A 16118-nucleotide genomic window follows, 5' to 3' on the forward strand; every position below is an offset into this window, starting at 1 on the left:
CACCCTCGGCGATCTGCAGCGTAGCCGTCGACGGGGACGCGAGCCGCCGGGGGCGGATGGACGGTAAATTTCGACGACCTTCAACATCTTACGATATCGGCAAGATATTTAAGTCACATTGGGTGTATGTACGCCCCCCTACCCGTTGCGGATCGCCGAGCGCAGGATCGATCGCCCGCTCCTGCGCTGTTCGGACTTAGCGCGGACCCGCGCGAGCGGGTCGCCGACTTGCTGGATCGCAAGCTTGCCCAGGTCGCGGTGGCATGGCCGTTCGCGGTGGCGGCCCAGATGCTCACCTGCGCCCTGCTGATCGCGATCGCCTTGACGGCGGCGGCGTCGGCTGGCCTGGCGGAGCTCGTCCCGGTCGTCGGCAGCCACGGCGCGATCCTGGCGGTGGTGTCCGCCGCGATGTTGGGCCTGCTGCGCGTTCCTGCCGCGCGAGAGTGGCCGGCGTATCAGCGCAACCGCATCCTGATGTCCGGCGTGGCGGCGATCGCGGCGACGTTGCTGTCGATGCTGTGGGCGAGCGCGCACGTACCGACCGGATCGCTGCAACTCGGATGCTACGTCGCGGTCGCCGGCGCGATCGTCGTCACCGCCGCCAGCGTTCACACCGTGCGCGCCGCGACGCTCGGCTTCGGGATCGGGGTCGTCGCGATGCTGGCATCGCGTGCCGGGATCGGTGTCCCACTGGCCATCGCGGTCGCATTCCTCGGCTGTCTCGTGGTCGCCACTCACCGTCTCGCGCGAAACGATCATGCACTGGACCTCGACCGTGCCGAACAGGCGAGCGCCGGATGCCTGGCGGTCAAGATGATCGCGGAGTTCGAGGGGCACGGCACTGGCTGGTTCTGGGAAGCCGATCGCCAGGGCAGGATCACCTATCTTTCCAGCAAGGTCGCAGACGAACTGGATCTCGCAGGAGAGGCCGTCGGCCAGTCGCTCGTCGACCTGTTCCGCATGGATAGCGATGCGCCGGGTACCGAGCGCACGCTTGCCTTCCACATCGCGTCGCGGACCTCGTTCGCGGACTATTCGGTCTGTGCCGCCGCCGCACCGACGTGCGGGCGATGGTGGTCGATCTCCGGCCGCCCGGTGATCGACGAACTGGGGCGCTTCCAGGGATTCATCGGCTCGGGCCGCGACCTGACCGAACAAAGGAAGTCGGAAGCCGAGATCACCCGCCTCGCCTTGTTCGACGGCCTGACCGGGCTCGCCAATCGCCAGCGGATGCGGCTGTCGCTCGACAAGACCCTCACGCAGAATGCCGGCTCCTACCGCGCGACGTCGCTGTTCCTGATGGATCTCGACCGCTTCAAGGCGGTCAATGACACGCTCGGTCATCAGGCCGGCGACCAGTTGCTCAAGCAGGTCGCGCAACGCCTGCAGCGCGGCGTCGCCGATGCCGGGCTCGTCGGGCGACTGGGCGGCGACGAGTTTCAGGTCGTGCTGCCGGAGATCGACAACCGCGAAACGCTGGCCGCGCTTGCCCGCGAAGTGATCGGCTCGCTGTCCGAGCCGTATTTCATCGGTGGCACGTCGGTGACGATCGGGTGTTCGATCGGCATCGCGATCGCGCCCGACGATGGCGCCGATCCGGAAACGCTGGTCCGCAATGCCGATCTCGCGCTGTACGCCGCCAAGGCCGACGGGCGCGGCATCCACCGTTTCTACTCGGACGACATGCTCACGGGTGCCAGGACCCGCAAGCTGCTGGAGGACGACCTGCGCGCGGCGGTGGCCGTCGGCGCGTTCCACCTCTGCTATCAACCCGTCGTCAGCACGAAGACCACGCGGATCGTCGGCTACGAAGCGCTTATTCGCTGGGACCACCCGGTCCGCGGACTCGTATCGCCCGCCGACTTCATTCCGGTGGCGGAGGAATGCGGGCTGATCGAGGCGATCGGCGAATGGGTGCTGCGGACCGCCTGCATGGAGGCGGCGCGGTGGCCCGGTACCGTCCGCGTCGCCGTCAACGTCTCGCCGATCCAGTTCGCCAACCCGGCACTGCCGGCGCTCGTCGCCAGCGCGCTGGGACAGTCGGGGATCGCCGCCGGTCGCCTCGAGCTGGAGATCACCGAAGGCGTGTTCCTCGACGAGACCCGGTCCTCCGAACAGATGTTCAAGGCGCTGAAGGCGGTCGGCGTGCGGCTTGCGCTCGACGACTTCGGGACCGGCTATTCGTCGCTCGGCTATCTGCGCAACGCGCCGTTCGACAAGATCAAGATCGACCAGTCGTTCGTGAAGGGTGCCGCCGAGCTCGGCAACCGCAACGCCGCGATCATCAAGGCGATCGTCACGCTCGCCGACACGCTCGGCATGGAGACGACGGCCGAAGGTGTCGAGATCCAGGACGAGATCGACCTCGTCCGCGACCTCGGGTGCAGTCACATCCAGGGCTATGTCTATGGCCGGCCGGTCCGTGCGGACGAGGCGTTGCGTCAACTCGGCCTGGAGAACGGCATGGCGACGGCCAGCGGCTTCAAGGTCAGCCGCGCGACCCGGCACAAGATGCTGCGCTCGGCCCGCATCATGATCGGCGGCGTGCGCGGCGACGTCCGGATCCGCGACATCTCGACGTCGGGGGCGATGCTCGACGGGATCACCATCGACGGCAACCCCGACGGCATGGCGATGGAAATCGAACTGGTCGAGGACCAGATGCTCGGCGCGCGCATCCGCTGGGCCCGCGGCGGCAGGGCCGGCATCGAATTCGACGCAGCGTTCAATCTCGAAAGGCTCAACCAGACGCAAGGCTATCGCACCCGCCGCGCCGGGTGAGGCACCGGCCGCCGACGCCGATCGCCGCGCGAGCCCGGTACGGCTCCGCTCCCCGGCGCAAGACCGAACGGCAATGGCCGTCGGCGACGTCGCGGTTCCGCCGTTCGGCGTGCCCTTCCGGTGGTACGCAAACGATCGTCGGCACCGAATCTCCGGGAACCAACCGCCCCTCGCCACCGTCTTTGCCTGATGTCCCATCCTCCGATCAAAGCGCTGGCCTTCGACGTGTTCGGTACCGTGGTCGACTGGCGTTCGGGCATCGCCCGCGACGCAGCCCCCGTTCTCGCCCGCCTCGGTCGCACCGATATCGACCCGCACGCGTTCGCCGACGGATGGCGCAAGCGTTACCAGCCTGCGCTGGAGGAGGTCCGTAGCGGCCGACGTCCGTTCGTCATTCTCGACATCCTGCACCGTGAGGCACTCGAAGACCTGCTTCGCTATCACGGTATCGACCCGGGCGACCTCGGTGAGGACGCGCTGGCGGACCTCACTTATGCCTGGCACCGGCTCGACCCGTGGCCGGACTCCGTCGAGGGCCTGACCCGCCTGAAACGCCGGTTTCCGATCGTCACGCTCAGCAACGGCAACATCGCGCTGATGCTGGCAATGGCCCGCCGCGCAGGCCTGCCCTGGGATGCGATCCTCGGTGCCGAGGTCAGCGGGGTCTACAAGCCGCTTCCCGAATCCTATCTGGCCACCGCGCGGATGCTCGGGATCGCGCCCGGCGAACTCTGTCTGGTCGCCGCCCATCACAGCGATCTCGCCGCTGCCCGCGCCGCCGGATTGCAAACCGCCTATGTCGATCGCCCGATGGAATATGGCGGCCGCGCGGCACCCGATGCCAAGGCGGCGCAGGACTGGGACCATGACGTCGACGGCTTGGTCCGGCTTGCCGTCGAACTAGGCGGATAACGCCCTTCGCTCGTCCGAACCGGTGGCTATCACGGCGATCACTGGCTATCGGGATCGACGCGGACACGGGCGCGCAAGGACTTGAGATGACGAGCAATATCGCGGCGAAGGCGGACTTTCTGACCGGTGGTGGCGAGATGGCCGCCATCATCCGCGCGCATGACTGGTCGCAGTCCCCGCTCGGTCCGATCGAGGACTGGCCGCAGTCGCTGCGGTCGATCGTCGCACTCATGCTCTCGTCCGAATTCGCGATGTTCATTGCCTGGGGCCCCGAACTCGGCTTCCTCTACAATGATCATTACGCGCGCCTTCTGCACAGCAAGCATCCGCAGGCCATGGGTCGGCGGTTCGAAGACGTCTGGGCCGACGTCTGGACGGATATCAGTCCCCTCGTCGCCAAGGCGCTGGCAGGCGAAGCCACGTTCTTCGAGAACATGCCGCTCGTCACCAACCGCAAGGGGTATGACGAGCATACCTGGTTCACCTTCTCCTATTCGCCCGTCCGCGACGAAAGCGGCGCGATCGCGGGGATGTTCTGCTCGACCTACGAAAGCACCGAGCGCGTCCTTACCGAGCGAGCACTGCGCGACGAACGCGAGCGGATGGGCCAGATGTTCGCGCAGGCACCGACGTTCATGGCGATGCTGCGCGGTCCCGAGCACCGGTTCGAACTGAGCAATCCAGGCTATGACAAGCTCGTCGGCCATCGCCCGGTCCTGAACCGTACGGTTGCCGAAGCACTGCCCGACGCGGTCGAACAGGGATTCCTCGACCTCTTGGACACCGTGTATGCGACGGGCGAGGCGTTTACCGCGGAGGGCATGCTCTACGCCGTGCAGGCCGAGCCGGGCGGCGCGGTCGACGATCGCTATGTCGACTTCGTCTATCAGCCGATCCGCGATGCGACCGGCGCGGTCGTCGGCGTGTTCGTCGAAGGGGCCGACGTCACCGATCGCAAGCGGCTCGAGCGCGATCTGCAATCGCTGAACGCCGACCTCGAACAACGCGTCCGCGATCGCACGCAGGAACTGGTCGACGCGCAGGAGGCGCTCCGCCAGGCGCAGAAGATGGAGGCGGTCGGCCAGCTGACCGGCGGCATCGCGCACGACTTCAACAACCTGCTGCAGGGCATCACCGGCAGCCTGGAGATCGTCCAGCGCCGTGTCGCGCAAGGACGTGTCGCAGAACTCGATCGCTTCATCTCGGGCGCGACGACGGCCGCCAACCGTGCCGCCGCCCTGACCCACCGGCTGCTCGCCTTCTCGCGTCGCCAGCCGCTCGATCCGCGCCCGGTCAAGGTCAACCCGCTGGTCGCCTCGCTCGAGGATTTGCTTCGTCGCACCACCGGCGAGCAGATCGATTTCGAACTCGTCCTGGGCGCGGGCGTGTGGACGACGCTCTGCGATCCGAACCAGCTCGAGAATTCGTTGTTGAACCTCGTCATCAACGCGCGCGATGCGATGCCCGACGGCGGAACGCTGACGATCGAGACCTGCAACGCGGAACTCGACGACCATTTCGCCGCAAGCCAGCGCGACGTTCGCCCCGGCCGTTACGTCTGCATTTGCGTATCCGATACCGGCACCGGCATGTCCGCCGACACGATCGCCAAGGCGTTCGAGCCGTTCTTCACGACCAAGCCGATCGGACAGGGCACCGGGCTCGGCCTGTCGATGATCTATGGTTTCGCGCGCCAGTCGGAAGGCTATGCGAAGATCTACAGCGAAGTCGGCGAGGGCACGACGGTCAAGCTGTATCTGCCGCGGCATCACGGCGAAGCGGAAGCCGACGCGGCGCTGCCCGAACTCACCCAGGCCCATGTGACCGACGCGGGCGAGATCGTGCTGGTGGTGGAGGACGATCCCGTCGTCCGCGCGCTGATCGTCGAAGTGCTGGGCGAACTCGGCTATCGCGCGGTCGAGGCACATGATGGGCCGGCGGGGCTCGAACGCCTGCGAACGATGGCGCGGATCGACCTGCTGGTGACCGACATCGGCTTGCCCGGGTTGAATGGCCGCCAGGTCGCCGACGCCGGCCGTGCGCTGCGTCCCGGGCTGCGGGTGCTGTTCATGACCGGCTATGCGGAGAACGCCGCACTGGCTTCGGGCTTCCTCGAGCCGGGCATGTCGATGATCACCAAGCCCTTCGCGATGGAAGCGCTGGCCACGCGGATCCGGACGATGATCGAGGGCTGAGACAGAATACGCGTTTCCCAATCACGGCCACTCCGGCGAAGGCCGGGACCAAGTGGAAAGGCGGCAGTCACAGCGCGCAGCGTTCAGGTGGCGACGTCCCCCGACCGGCCCGCGGCCTCCGCCGGGGTGGTGAAGTCTTGGCAGGGTGACGCTCTCGTTCTGTAAGAGGACGAACGCCCCACTCCCGTTCCCCCGCGAAGGCGGGGGTCTAGTACTTGAGCAGGACGACGTTCGTGTCTCCTGGGCCCCGCCTGCGCGGGGCAACTAGAGCGGTCACCCATATCTGTGCCCCACTTCCACCCCCTCCGCCCGAAGCAACATTTGCCACTTACCATCCCGAAATAATTTTTCGTTCCCGCCTCGTTCCCTTGCACATCACGAACCCCGCAGAACTCCACGCGTCGCGTGGCGGGTGCTCGACGGACCCTATCGCGAACGCGACGAACCGAGCCTTCGACAAGCCTTTCACCCCCTTGCGTCGACTCGCGCTTTGGCACAATCTCTTGGGGTTGCGTTCGGGGGCGGACCCAATCGCTGGTAGAACATCCCTCGCATAGTCCTATGCGAACCGATCATGTGCGCGCCTTCCACCGCCGCGATGATCACTTTTTGTTCTCCCGTTAGGGGCCGTCCGATGGTAGCATGGCGACAGGCGACCGATTCGAACGAATACAGAACACTAGGAGCGGTTTCGATGGATTTCAGAGACAGCAGCCGGGATAGCGACATGACCACAGACACGATCGACCAAGCCACCGACGCCGCCGCAGTAGAGGCTCCCAAGGTCCCGCGCCCGTCGCAGGACAGCCACTCCGTGCGCGCGCAGATCTACCCGGTCGAGGTCGATCACAGCCGCGACGCGCTCCTGACCGAATTCGGCAAGGAGACGCTGAAGGACCGCTATCTGCTCCCGGGCGAAAGCTATCAGGACCTGTTCGTCCGCGTCGCCTCCGCCTACGCCGACGACGCCGGCCACGCGCAGCGCCTGTACGACGCGATCTCGAAGCTCTGGTTCATGCCCGCCACCCCCGTTCTGTCGAACGGCGGCACCGGTCGCGGCCTGCCGATCTCGTGCTACCTCAACTCGGTTCCCGACAGCCTCGGCGGCATCGTCGACACCTGGAACGAGAATGTCTGGCTCGCGTCGCGCGGCGGCGGCATCGGCACCTATTGGGGCAACGTTCGCGGCATCGGCGAGCCGGTCGGCCTCAACGGCAAGACCAGCGGCATCATCCCGTTCGTCCGCGTCATGGATTCGCTGACGCTCGCAATCAGCCAGGGTTCGCTGCGCCGCGGTTCGGCCGCCGTGTACCTCGACGTCTCGCACCCCGAGATCGAGGAATTCCTCGAAATCCGCAAACCCTCGGGCGATTTCAACCGCAAGGCTTTGAACCTCCACCACGGCGTGCTGATCACCGATGCCTTCATGGAAGCCGTGCGCAACGGCGAGGAATGGCATCTGCGCTCGCCGAAGGACCAGGCGATCCGCCAGACCGTCGACGCGCGCTCGCTGTTCCAGAAGCTCGTCGAGACCCGCCTGCAGACCGGCGAGCCGTACATCGTCTTCGCGGATCACGTGAACAAGGCGATGCCGAAGCATCACCGCGAGCTGGGCCTCAAGGTCTCGACCTCGAACCTGTGCTCGGAGATCACGCTGCCGACCGGCAAGGATCACCTCGGCAACGAACGCACCGCGGTCTGCTGCCTGTCGTCGCTTAACCTCGAGACGTGGGATCAGTGGAAGGACGAGAAGGGCCTGATCGAGGACGTCATGCGCTTCCTCGACAACGTCCTGCAGGACTATATCGATCGCCACGAGCCGGGCATGGAGCGTGCCGCCTATTCCGCGGGCCGCGAGCGGTCGGTCGGGCTCGGCGTGATGGGCTTCCACAGCTTCCTCCAGGCGCGCGGCCTCGCGTTCGAGGGCGCGATGGCGAAGTCGTGGAACCTGCGGATGTTCAAGCACATCAGTGCCCAGGCCAACGAAGCCTCGATGCAGCTCGCGATCGAGCGCGGCCCCTGCCCCGACGCTGCCGACACCGGCGCGATGGAGCGTTTCAGCTGCAAGATGGCGATCGCCCCGACCGCGTCGATCTCGATCATCTGCGGCGGCACGTCGGCCTGCATCGAGCCGATCCCGGCGAACATCTACACGCACAAGACGCTGTCGGGCAGCTTCTCGGTCAAGAACCCGTATCTCGAAAAGATGCTGAGCGAGAAGTCGAAGAACTCGGACGCGGTGTGGAACTCGATCCTCGAACAGGGTGGTTCGGTCCAGCATCTCGACTTCCTCTCGGTCGAGGAAAAGGACTGCTACAAGACGTCGTTCGAGATCGACCAGCGCTGGCTGCTCGAACTGGCGGCGGATCGCACGCCGTACATCGACCAGGCGCAGTCGCTGAACCTGTTCATCCCGGCGGATGTCGAAAAGTGGGACCTGCTGATGCTCCACTTCCGCGCGTGGGAGCTGGGCATCAAGTCGCTCTATTACCTGCGCTCGAAGTCGGTCCAGCGTGCGGGCTTCGCCGGCGGTGTGGAAGCGGACAACACCATCGACCTGCGCCAGATCGACGTCGAGTCGAAGGACTATGATGAGTGCCTTGCCTGTCAATAAGGTCTCTCGGCGGTCGAGCGTGACCCCGGCCCGCGACACGCGGACCGGGGGGCGCCTGACGCAACAAACCCCGGCCCGCGCCAGGCGGACCGGGGTTCGGGCAGTCTCGGCGGCGCGTTCGACACGCGCCGCGGGAGGCTCAGGCCTCTTCTTCGAACGTCACCGCCACGTCGGCGTTGGCGGAAAGCCGGACCTTGCCGTCTTCGATATCCGCCACCAGCCCGAGCGAGATGAAGTGATGATGCCCTTCATGGCTGCCCGTGCCCTCGACGACCTGCGGCCCCGAGTCCTTCTTGGTCAGCTTGATGCGGTTGCCTTCGACCTTGTCGACGGTGCCGACATGGACGCCGTCTGCACCGATGACTTCGGCATGTTCCTGGATCTGGGTTGCATCGACCATGGTCGTTCTCCTGTGTTGAGTTCGGGTGCTGAACGCACGCCGCGCGAGTTGGTCGCATGACGTACGGCAGCGCTATCATGTTTGCCGTCGCGGGCGTGCTCGGTCTTGTCGGAATCGCACTTCTCGTGCGGCTCCGCTCGCCGGACGTCACCGAGGGCCAGACCTACGCGTTCCGGATGATCGGCATCATGCTCACCTCGGGCGCGATCGTCCTCGCGATGTCCGCCGCCGCGATGTGGCAATGGAGCACCGCATGACGCCGCGCTCCAGAGCCCACCAGTTTCCCTGATCCGACCAGTTTCCCGATTTAAAACAATCTTCCGAAAGGCCTATCATGTCCCTCCTCGAAGCCCGCAAGCAGTACAAGCCGTTCGAATACCCTTGGGCGTTCGAATTCTGGAAGCGCCAGCAGCAGCTCCACTGGCTCCCCGAGGAAGTGCCGCTTGGCGAGGATTGCCGCGACTGGGCGCAGAAGCTCACCGATCACGAGCGCAACCTGCTCACCCAGATCTTCCGCTTCTTCACGCAGGCGGACGTCGAGGTGCAGGATTGCTACCACGAGAAATACGGCCGCGTGTTCAAGCCGACCGAGATCAAGATGATGCTGGCCGCGTTCAGCAACATGGAGACGGTCCACATCGCCGCCTACAGCCATCTGCTCGACACCATCGGCATGCCCGAGAGCGAATACGGTGCCTTCCTCGAATATAGCGAGCTGAAGGACAAGCACGACTATATGCAGAGCTTCGGCGTCGACAATGACGAGGATATCGCGCGCACGCTCGCGATGTTCGGCGGCTTCACCGAGGGCGTCCAGCTGTTCGCGTCGTTCGCGATGCTGATGAACTTCCCGCGCTTCAACAAGATGAAGGGCATGGGCCAGATCGTCACCTGGTCGATCCGCGACGAGAGCCTGCACTGCGAGGGCATCATCAAGATGTTCCACACCTTCTGCGCGGAACGCCAGTGCCTGACCAAGGCGGTCAAGGACGACATCGCCGACGTCTGCCAGACCACCATCCGTCTCGAGGACAATTTCATCGACCTCGCGTTCGAGATGGGCCCGGTCACCGGCATGACCCCCAAGGAGATCAAGAAGTACATCCGCTTCATCGCCGACTGGCGCATGACCCAGCTCGGCCTGAAGCCGATCTACATGATCGACGAGCACCCGCTGCCCTGGCTCGCCCCGATGCTCAACGGCGTCGAGCACGCCAACTTCTTCGAACAGCGCGCAACGGAGTATTCGAAGGCCGCGACCAAGGGCCAGTGGAACGACGTCTGGGACTCATTCGACAAGCGCCAGACCGCGAAGAAGGGGCCTGTGGCTAACGTGGATATGGGCGACAGCCGGGATATGTTCTCGTTGGCTGGCGTGGCGGCTGAGTGAGTAATATGCTTGCTGACGTTAGATATCAGGTTTTCGTATCATCTACATATGATGATCTGAGAGTTGAACGGCAGCAAGCGACTCAGGCCATATTAGAGATGGATCACATGCCGGCCGGAATGGAGCTCTTCCCGGCATCTGATCTTTCTCAATGGGAGCTTATAAAATCGGTAATCAATGAAAGTGACTACTATATAGTTATAGTTGGCGGTCGTTATGGCAGCATTAGTACCGATACAGGATTGAGTTTTACTGAGATGGAATACGACTACGCGGTGGCGAGCTCGGTTCCGGTACTTGGTTTCGTACGGAAAGACGTTTTATCGATTTCGGCACGCGATTACGAAACAGATGCCGCAAAGCGGCAAAAACTCGAGAACTTCCGGAATAAGGTTTTGAGCAGAATCTGCCGGCAATTCGACGAACCGGCAGAATTAGGTATGCTCGTGATGAAAAGCCTGATGAGTGAAACACGGACCAATCCAAGAGTTGGATGGGTTCGTGCAGATCAAGCACGTGGAAAAGAAGATTTAGCTCGTGAGCAATCTTTGCTTGAAGAAATCAAGCATAGAGACAAAACAATTCGGAAGCTCGAACGAGAGATCCGTGATCGGTCGGTGAGGTTAGAAGGTATATTGCCAGAACAGCTTTCTCAAGGATCTGACAAGTACGGCATCAGCGCGGTATTTCAGAACTCACGGAAGCAGATTACCTCGACCGACGTGCCACTTACATGGGATGAAATCCTGTCCGTGATAGGACCGACGATGTACGGTTATATTGTACGGAGACCACCAGCTGCGTATAATAAGCTGGTCGGACAATACTCTTTTGAAGCAAGCTTAATAGAATATATTAGAACAAAGATAATAAGCGACTGTGGAAATCGGCAAATAACCTTACTTCCTCATCAGATTGATACGATACTCATTCAGCTTAAGCAACTTGGCTTAATCGCAATGACGGAAAAAAAGGAAGATGACGGCGAAGATTTTCGGGGATATTCATTAACCGCTGCCGGTGAAGAAAGGCTTACCCGGATAAAGATCCAACTGCTCGGTGATTCATAATCTTCCCATATATCTATCTGATCTATTCTGCCGGATACCGTCGCCGGGTATGTAAAACCGTCAGCACGTCGATCTTGCCTTCGGAAGCAAGTGCGTACACGATAAGATACGGCAGTCCGACGACCGAAAATTCGCGTGTCCCATCGACTAGCCCTGCACGACCTAGCAACGGGAACTGTCCGAACATCATCGCCGTCTGGACGATGCGGACCACCACGCGTTCTGCGGCCCTTGAGTCCTTCTGGGCAATCCAATCGCGGATCGCGAACAGGTCGTCTCGCGCTTGTGGCGTGAAGTTAACGATCAATCGTCAGGTCGCGTAGCACCTGTTCGACCGGGATCATCGCGGAACGGTCTTGCGCCTGCATCAGCCCGCGCTCAATCTTCGCACGCTTCCAGCTATCATAGCCGTGTTCAACCCTGCCGGGATCGGCTTCCAGCTTTTCGAACTCGTCGACGTGCGTGGCCATGACACTAGCATAGCGTAAATTTCCCCTTCCGTCAGCCCATCCCACACCAGGGCGAGCGCTTGCCGCCGCCATAGTGGCGCGCGAGGCCGTGGCGGACCAGGACCGCGCCCAGCGACACCCCGTCGCGCTCGACGATGCGCAGCTTGCGGCCGTAGCGGTCGACGTCGCGCTTGATCGGGGTCAGCGTGAAGGGGCCGGCGTTGAGCAGTGCCTGCATCTTCAGCGTTGCCGCCTGCCCCAGCCGCGCCTCTCGGGCGCAGCGCGGCGGGTGGGTTTCCGGGGTGTCGATGTCGGCGATGCGGATCTTGGTGCCGGCCATCCAGAAGGTGTCGCCGTCGACCATGCAGTCGATCCGCTTGACGTGGCCGCAGATCGTGAAGCGTGCCGACACCGGCTTCCCGCCCGACAAGGCGGCGGCGGCCGCCGCGACCGTGGATGCGGCGCTGGCGACGCCCGCCGCGGTGGTCAGGGTCCCGGCGGCGCTGGTGGCTGCGCCTGCAGCGGCGGCGGAGGAGGATGACGCCTGCGATGCGGCAGCGTCCGCCGCCTTGCTCCACCCTCCCGGTACGCGGAGATGCCCGGCGGGCCAGGCGATGCCGAACCCGGTCGGCCATTCGACCTTCAACCCCGGCGGCACCAGCGCCGCCCAGTCGATCTGGCGGATCACCGGCACCATCAGGCCTAGCAATACCCCGTAGAACACCAGGCGGAGTTGCAGCATGATGCCCGGCGCGGCGCCGCGGCCCGCGCCGCCGCGACGCGGGGCACCTGCGCGATCGCCACTGAGCAACCGCATGAAATCAAAGACATACTCCATCGTTCCCCGCGCGTACGCGCGCGCGCGAAGAAGTCACCGTGCACGGACCGCGACTTGCGGCGAGCGGAGTCGGAAACGAGGCGAACGCATCGTGAACATCGCATCGCGAGTCCGGGACGGAATCGGCGCGGGATCTACGTACCCGCGACCATGCGAGATCTGGCTGTCCTACACCGGTCCGACATGCGCAGTTCGCGCCATGCCAGCCTTGCCGCAGTCCAGCGTGCAGACGTGCACCAGCCTCCTAGGATGTCTGCCACACTCGCCCTAAGCGTTCCCTCGCGATCATCGTGCGAGCGTTTATACTTCCTATCCTTCACTCAGTAGCGCGCGGCTCCGACCGCTCCCGCGATCGTCGTGCGAGCGTCTATACTTTCTACACTTCACTCTTCGATGCCGATGGACGCCAGACGCACGAAGGGCGGGAAGTGCTGCCACTCCCCGCCCCCGTCACGTCATGCCATACCCGTTACCGGGCAAGGGCTTAGAAGTGCGTGATGATGCCGAGCATCGGACGGAAGCTCTGCGCGTCGCCGAAGGTGTTGACCTCGGCGCGGATGCGGAAGCCTGCGTTGCCGGTGATGCCCTTCAGGCCAATGCTCTGCGGACCGACTTCTGCGCCGATGCCGTAGGTGATCGCGCTGTAGTCGCGGTTGGTGACGCCACCGTTGGTCGAGTTACCCGAGAAATGGTCGAAGTTGACCCACTGGTAGCCGACCTTGCCGTAGATCAGGCCGCTGTCACCAGCGCGGAAGCCGAACCGGCCTGCTGCGCCATATTCCCAATCGATGTTGCCATCGATGCCCTTGATGACGTTGCCTTCAGCGCCGACGAAGACCGGGCCGAGCGGCACGTTCACGCCGAGCACGCCCTGGACCAGCGAGCCCGATGGCTTGTAGCCGCGACGGATCGAGTTGTCGGCGTTCAGCGCCTGCGGGATACCGTGGCCGCGCTCGTTGTCGAACTGCTCCCAACCGCCCATCACGCCGAAATACGGCTCGATGCCGAATGCCTTCGAGCCGTCCGGTGCCGATGCTTCGCCAGGTGCGGCGCTGTTGTCGGTGGGGGCCGGTGCCGACATGTCCTGCGCGAAGGCGGGGACTGCGACCGTTGCGGCGGCGAGGGCGATTGCCAGGGAAAGCTTACGCATGAGTTTGACCTTATACCGTGTGTTGCGTGGAACCCCGGCTGCACGGTGCGCCGGTTCGGTCCAGGCAAGCCAAACAGGCCGGCGGGCACATGGTTGCACAAAAAACGTCACATTCCGGGAACTGTTCCGGAGTGTTGCGTTGCAGCAACGGTTCCTGTCAGTTGGGTGAACGAACCACGGCATCAGGGTGGCATAAACGGCGGAAATGCAGCAGAATCTGGGCACATACCGCTCTGCTTGCCATTAAGCCTTAGTGTTTACGGCCTGGCAACACTCGTCGTGCGATGCACCATTGATGGGACTGTCGCGTCTTTTTCGCAGCCGCTGGTCGGCGCTGTTCTGGGCCGCCGGAATCCTGTGGACTGCCTATGACGTGGCCAACGACGCGCCGGCTCCTGCACCCGCCGCCGGCAATGCAAGCGTCTCGACGGACGCGACGGGCGAAACGTTCGACGCGCACGATCTCGCGGTTCTCGCGCACATGGGCGGGTAACGGCGACGCATCCCTTGCGGATGCGTCGCACGCGGCATTCAGGGCTTCAGCGCGACGTCGTCGGCATCGTCCAGGTCTTCGTCCTCGTCAATGCTGCCATCGTCGAGTTCGTCCTGCACGTCGTCCTCGTCCATGTCGTCCTCGTCCATCGTGACGGAGGCATCGGTCTCGCCGACCTCTTCGGAATCCATGCGGGTTTCGTCGATCGACTCGTCTTCCTTGTCGTCGTCGCCCAGGTCGGGATCCAGGTCGGTCAGCACGATGCCGTCGCTCGGCCCGTTGCGCGTCGCTTCGAGGATCTCGGCGCGCTGGCTCTCGTCATAGCCCTCTTCGTCGTAACCGTCGTCGCCCGAACCGGCACTCGGCACCTGATGTCCGCCCATCGTCACACTCCTCGTATCCAGGCTGCCCGCATGATGCAGGGCTTCCCTATGCGAACGGTGGACGTGCGCGCTGGTTCCTTCAAGCGCGACCGGGAGCGGTAGATGCGGGACGGAACAGCCGCCCGCGCTCGGTGATCAGGATGGCGACCAGCGCGGCCAGGCCGGCCAGCAGGAACCCGCCGACGAGGGGCACGGTCGTCCCGTTGAACGCCTGGCCGATCAGCGCCCCCAGCACCGCGCCGACGGTGACGCTGAGGAACCCCTGCACGCTCGACGCGGTGCCGGCGATCCGCCCCATATTCTCCATCGCCATCGCCGAGAAATTGGAGGTGGCCAGCCCGAAACAGCCGAGCGTCAGGGCCTGGAAGATCGCGAAACTCACCAGTGTCTCGAACCCGATCTCGATCGCGAACAGGTGCAGCAGCGACACCAGAATAAGGATCGACAGCGCGCCGTGGCTGATCAGCCGCGTGCCCAGCCGCATCACGATCCGCGAGTTGAGCAGGTTGCACGCCGCCATCGTCACCGACGTCGTCGCGAAGATCAGCGCCAGCAGCGTCGGACGGTGGAACACGTCGGCCATGATCTGCTGGATCGAATTGAGATAGCCGTACAGCGCCCCCATCAACGCGGTCGATGCAAGCGTATAGCCCAGCGAGTTGCGGTCGACGAGCGTCTGCCGCCAGTCGGCGAGTATCCGTCCGGGCGTGATCGGCAGGATGTTCTCGGGCGCCAGCGTCTCGGGCATCCGCAGGTAGAACCATATGAACACGCCGAGCGACAGGACCGCGATCGTCCAGAAGATCGCACGCCAGTTGCCGAACTGGAGCACCGTCCAGCCGAACGTCGGCGCCAGGATCGGCACGATCATGAACACCATGAACGCGATCGACATGACCCGCGCCATCGCCCGCCCGTGGTAACAGTCGCGGACCAGCGCGATCGTCGCGACGCGCGCCGCGGCGATCACCGCGCCGCCGAGCGCACGCGCGGCGAGCAGAAGCACGAAGCTGCCGGCAAGTGCGCAGGCGACATTGGCGACCGCATACAGCCCGAGCGACCAGAGCAGCACGGTACGCCGCCCATAACGATCGGCGAGCGGGCCGTGAATCAGCTGCGCGACGCCGAAGCCGATCACGAACGCGGTCACGACGAACTGCCGGCCATTTTCGGTTGCGACGCCGAGCGAGTCGCCGATCGCGGGCAACGCCGGCAGCATCGAGTCGATGCCGAGCGCAGTCAGCGACATCAGCGAGGCGACGAGCGCGACGAATTCGACAAAGCCGATGGGCGCGCCGCGCATCGCCGGCGCGTCGGGTTGGGGATCGTTGGGATGCATGATGCCGCCGCCTTTACCTGTTCGGCGCCGCGCGCGAAACCCGCTAACCCCAGCGGCGATCATCGCTGGATCGCCGGAACGCGGAATTGCACGATCTCGCGAAG

The 16118-nt window shown here is 64.1% G+C and carries 15 protein-coding genes; 8 read left to right on the forward strand and 7 right to left on the reverse strand.

Translation table 11 applies throughout. From position 1 onward, the window contains the following. Window positions 1–126 precede the first annotated feature (126 nt). From SJY41_RS12180 to SJY41_RS12195, 4 genes are all read left to right on the forward strand, one after another. Complete coding sequence (locus SJY41_RS12180; protein ID WP_380782039.1) at window positions 127–2781, forward strand: putative bifunctional diguanylate cyclase/phosphodiesterase; 2655 nt, start codon at window positions 127–129, stop codon at window positions 2779–2781. A gap of 189 nt (window positions 2782–2970) precedes the next feature. Continuing rightward, entirely contained in the window at window positions 2971–3693 is a 723-nt protein-coding gene (locus tag SJY41_RS12185) for a haloacid dehalogenase type II (protein WP_380782041.1), read from the forward strand. 86 nt (window positions 3694–3779) lie between these two features. Continuing rightward, window positions 3780–5888 carry a PAS domain-containing protein gene (locus tag SJY41_RS12190; RefSeq protein WP_380782043.1) on the forward strand — a complete coding sequence of 703 codons (2109 nt, stop codon included), beginning with the start codon at window positions 3780–3782 and terminating at the stop codon, window positions 5886–5888. Window positions 5889–6582: 694 nt separating this feature from the next. After that, complete coding sequence (locus SJY41_RS12195) at window positions 6583–8502, forward strand: ribonucleoside-diphosphate reductase subunit alpha (protein WP_380782044.1); 1920 nt, start codon at window positions 6583–6585, stop codon at window positions 8500–8502. Between the two features lie 139 nt (window positions 8503–8641). Here the strand turns inward: SJY41_RS12195 and SJY41_RS12200 are convergent, their stop codons facing one another. Further along, a complete protein-coding gene (locus SJY41_RS12200; RefSeq protein ID WP_380782046.1) occupies window positions 8642–8902 on the reverse strand; it encodes a DUF2171 domain-containing protein in 261 nt (86 codons plus the stop codon). 56 nt (window positions 8903–8958) lie between these two features. On the opposite strand from SJY41_RS12200, the gene SJY41_RS12205 reads away from it, so the two are divergent. The 3 genes from SJY41_RS12205 to SJY41_RS12215 all read left to right on the forward strand — a co-directional run bounded on the left by SJY41_RS12205 (window position 8959) and on the right by SJY41_RS12215 (window position 11362). Beyond that, window positions 8959–9159 (forward strand): hypothetical protein, encoded by a 201-nt coding sequence (locus SJY41_RS12205; protein WP_380782048.1) that lies wholly within the window; start codon window positions 8959–8961, stop codon window positions 9157–9159. Window positions 9160–9236: 77 nt separating this feature from the next. Beyond that, complete coding sequence (locus tag SJY41_RS12210) at window positions 9237–10292, forward strand: ribonucleotide-diphosphate reductase subunit beta (RefSeq protein WP_380782050.1); 1056 nt, start codon at window positions 9237–9239, stop codon at window positions 10290–10292. A gap of 5 nt (window positions 10293–10297) precedes the next feature. Beyond that, complete coding sequence (locus tag SJY41_RS12215; RefSeq protein WP_380784136.1) at window positions 10298–11362, forward strand: DUF4062 domain-containing protein; 1065 nt, start codon at window positions 10298–10300, stop codon at window positions 11360–11362. Between the two features lie 22 nt (window positions 11363–11384). Here SJY41_RS12215 and SJY41_RS12220 read toward each other — a convergent pair whose 3' ends face one another. The 4 genes from SJY41_RS12220 to SJY41_RS12235 all read right to left on the reverse strand — a co-directional run bounded on the left by SJY41_RS12220 (window position 11385) and on the right by SJY41_RS12235 (window position 13799). Beyond that, on the reverse strand, window positions 11385–11669 hold the full coding sequence (locus SJY41_RS12220; RefSeq protein ID WP_380782052.1) for a type II toxin-antitoxin system RelE/ParE family toxin: 285 nt from the start codon (window positions 11667–11669) through the stop codon (window positions 11385–11387). Beyond that, window positions 11659–11832 carry a hypothetical protein gene (locus SJY41_RS12225; RefSeq protein WP_380782054.1) on the reverse strand — a complete coding sequence of 58 codons (174 nt, stop codon included), beginning with the start codon at window positions 11830–11832 and terminating at the stop codon, window positions 11659–11661. The genes SJY41_RS12220 and SJY41_RS12225 overlap by 11 nt, the downstream gene beginning before the upstream one ends. Before the next feature lie 31 nt (window positions 11833–11863). Next, the gene (locus tag SJY41_RS12230) at window positions 11864–12649 is read right to left on the reverse strand and encodes a thermonuclease family protein (RefSeq protein WP_380782056.1); all 786 of its coding nucleotides are present in this window, start codon (window positions 12647–12649) and stop codon (window positions 11864–11866) included. Window positions 12650–13133: 484 nt separating this feature from the next. Beyond that, window positions 13134–13799: an outer membrane protein gene (locus SJY41_RS12235; RefSeq protein ID WP_380782058.1), complete on the reverse strand. Its 666-nt coding sequence runs from the start codon at window positions 13797–13799 to the stop codon at window positions 13134–13136. 295 nt (window positions 13800–14094) lie between these two features. On the opposite strand from SJY41_RS12235, the gene SJY41_RS12240 reads away from it, so the two are divergent. Further along, entirely contained in the window at window positions 14095–14292 is a 198-nt protein-coding gene (locus SJY41_RS12240) for a hypothetical protein (protein WP_380782062.1), read from the forward strand. Window positions 14293–14330: 38 nt separating this feature from the next. Here the strand turns inward: SJY41_RS12240 and SJY41_RS12245 are convergent, their stop codons facing one another. After that, window positions 14331–14675 (reverse strand): DNA primase, encoded by a 345-nt coding sequence (locus SJY41_RS12245; protein ID WP_380782064.1) that lies wholly within the window; start codon window positions 14673–14675, stop codon window positions 14331–14333. 79 nt (window positions 14676–14754) lie between these two features. After that, entirely contained in the window at window positions 14755–16014 is a 1260-nt protein-coding gene (locus SJY41_RS12250; protein ID WP_380782066.1) for a multidrug effflux MFS transporter, read from the reverse strand. Window positions 16015–16118 lie beyond the last annotated feature (104 nt).

This window comes from Sphingomonas sp. R86520 (genome assembly GCF_042466285.1).
Lineage (GTDB): Bacteria > Pseudomonadota > Alphaproteobacteria > Sphingomonadales > Sphingomonadaceae > Sphingomonas.

Excerpts from the sequence above, each read along its gene's own strand:
- SJY41_RS12240 (WP_380782062.1), top strand. The coding sequence starts at position 14,095 with ATGGGACTGTCGCGTCTTTTTCGCAGCCGCTGGTCGGCGCTGTTCTGG.
- SJY41_RS12200 (WP_380782046.1), bottom strand. The coding sequence starts at position 8,902 with ATGGTCGATGCAACCCAGATCCAGGAACATGCCGAAGTCATCGGTGCA.
- SJY41_RS12225 (WP_380782054.1), bottom strand. The coding sequence starts at position 11,832 with ATGGCCACGCACGTCGACGAGTTCGAAAAGCTGGAAGCCGATCCCGGC.
- SJY41_RS12190 (WP_380782043.1), top strand. The coding sequence starts at position 3,780 with ATGACGAGCAATATCGCGGCGAAGGCGGACTTTCTGACCGGTGGTGGC.
- SJY41_RS12180 (WP_380782039.1), top strand. The coding sequence starts at position 127 with ATGTACGCCCCCCTACCCGTTGCGGATCGCCGAGCGCAGGATCGATCG.
- SJY41_RS12245 (WP_380782064.1), bottom strand. The coding sequence starts at position 14,675 with ATGGGCGGACATCAGGTGCCGAGTGCCGGTTCGGGCGACGACGGTTAC.
- SJY41_RS12210 (WP_380782050.1), top strand. The coding sequence starts at position 9,237 with ATGTCCCTCCTCGAAGCCCGCAAGCAGTACAAGCCGTTCGAATACCCT.
- SJY41_RS12230 (WP_380782056.1), bottom strand. The coding sequence starts at position 12,649 with ATGGAGTATGTCTTTGATTTCATGCGGTTGCTCAGTGGCGATCGCGCA.
- SJY41_RS12215 (WP_380784136.1), top strand. The coding sequence starts at position 10,298 with ATGCTTGCTGACGTTAGATATCAGGTTTTCGTATCATCTACATATGAT.
- SJY41_RS12205 (WP_380782048.1), top strand. The coding sequence starts at position 8,959 with ATGACGTACGGCAGCGCTATCATGTTTGCCGTCGCGGGCGTGCTCGGT.
- SJY41_RS12250 (WP_380782066.1), bottom strand. The coding sequence starts at position 16,014 with ATGCATCCCAACGATCCCCAACCCGACGCGCCGGCGATGCGCGGCGCG.
- SJY41_RS12195 (WP_380782044.1), top strand. The coding sequence starts at position 6,583 with ATGGATTTCAGAGACAGCAGCCGGGATAGCGACATGACCACAGACACG.
- SJY41_RS12185 (WP_380782041.1), top strand. The coding sequence starts at position 2,971 with ATGTCCCATCCTCCGATCAAAGCGCTGGCCTTCGACGTGTTCGGTACC.
- SJY41_RS12235 (WP_380782058.1), bottom strand. The coding sequence starts at position 13,799 with ATGCGTAAGCTTTCCCTGGCAATCGCCCTCGCCGCCGCAACGGTCGCA.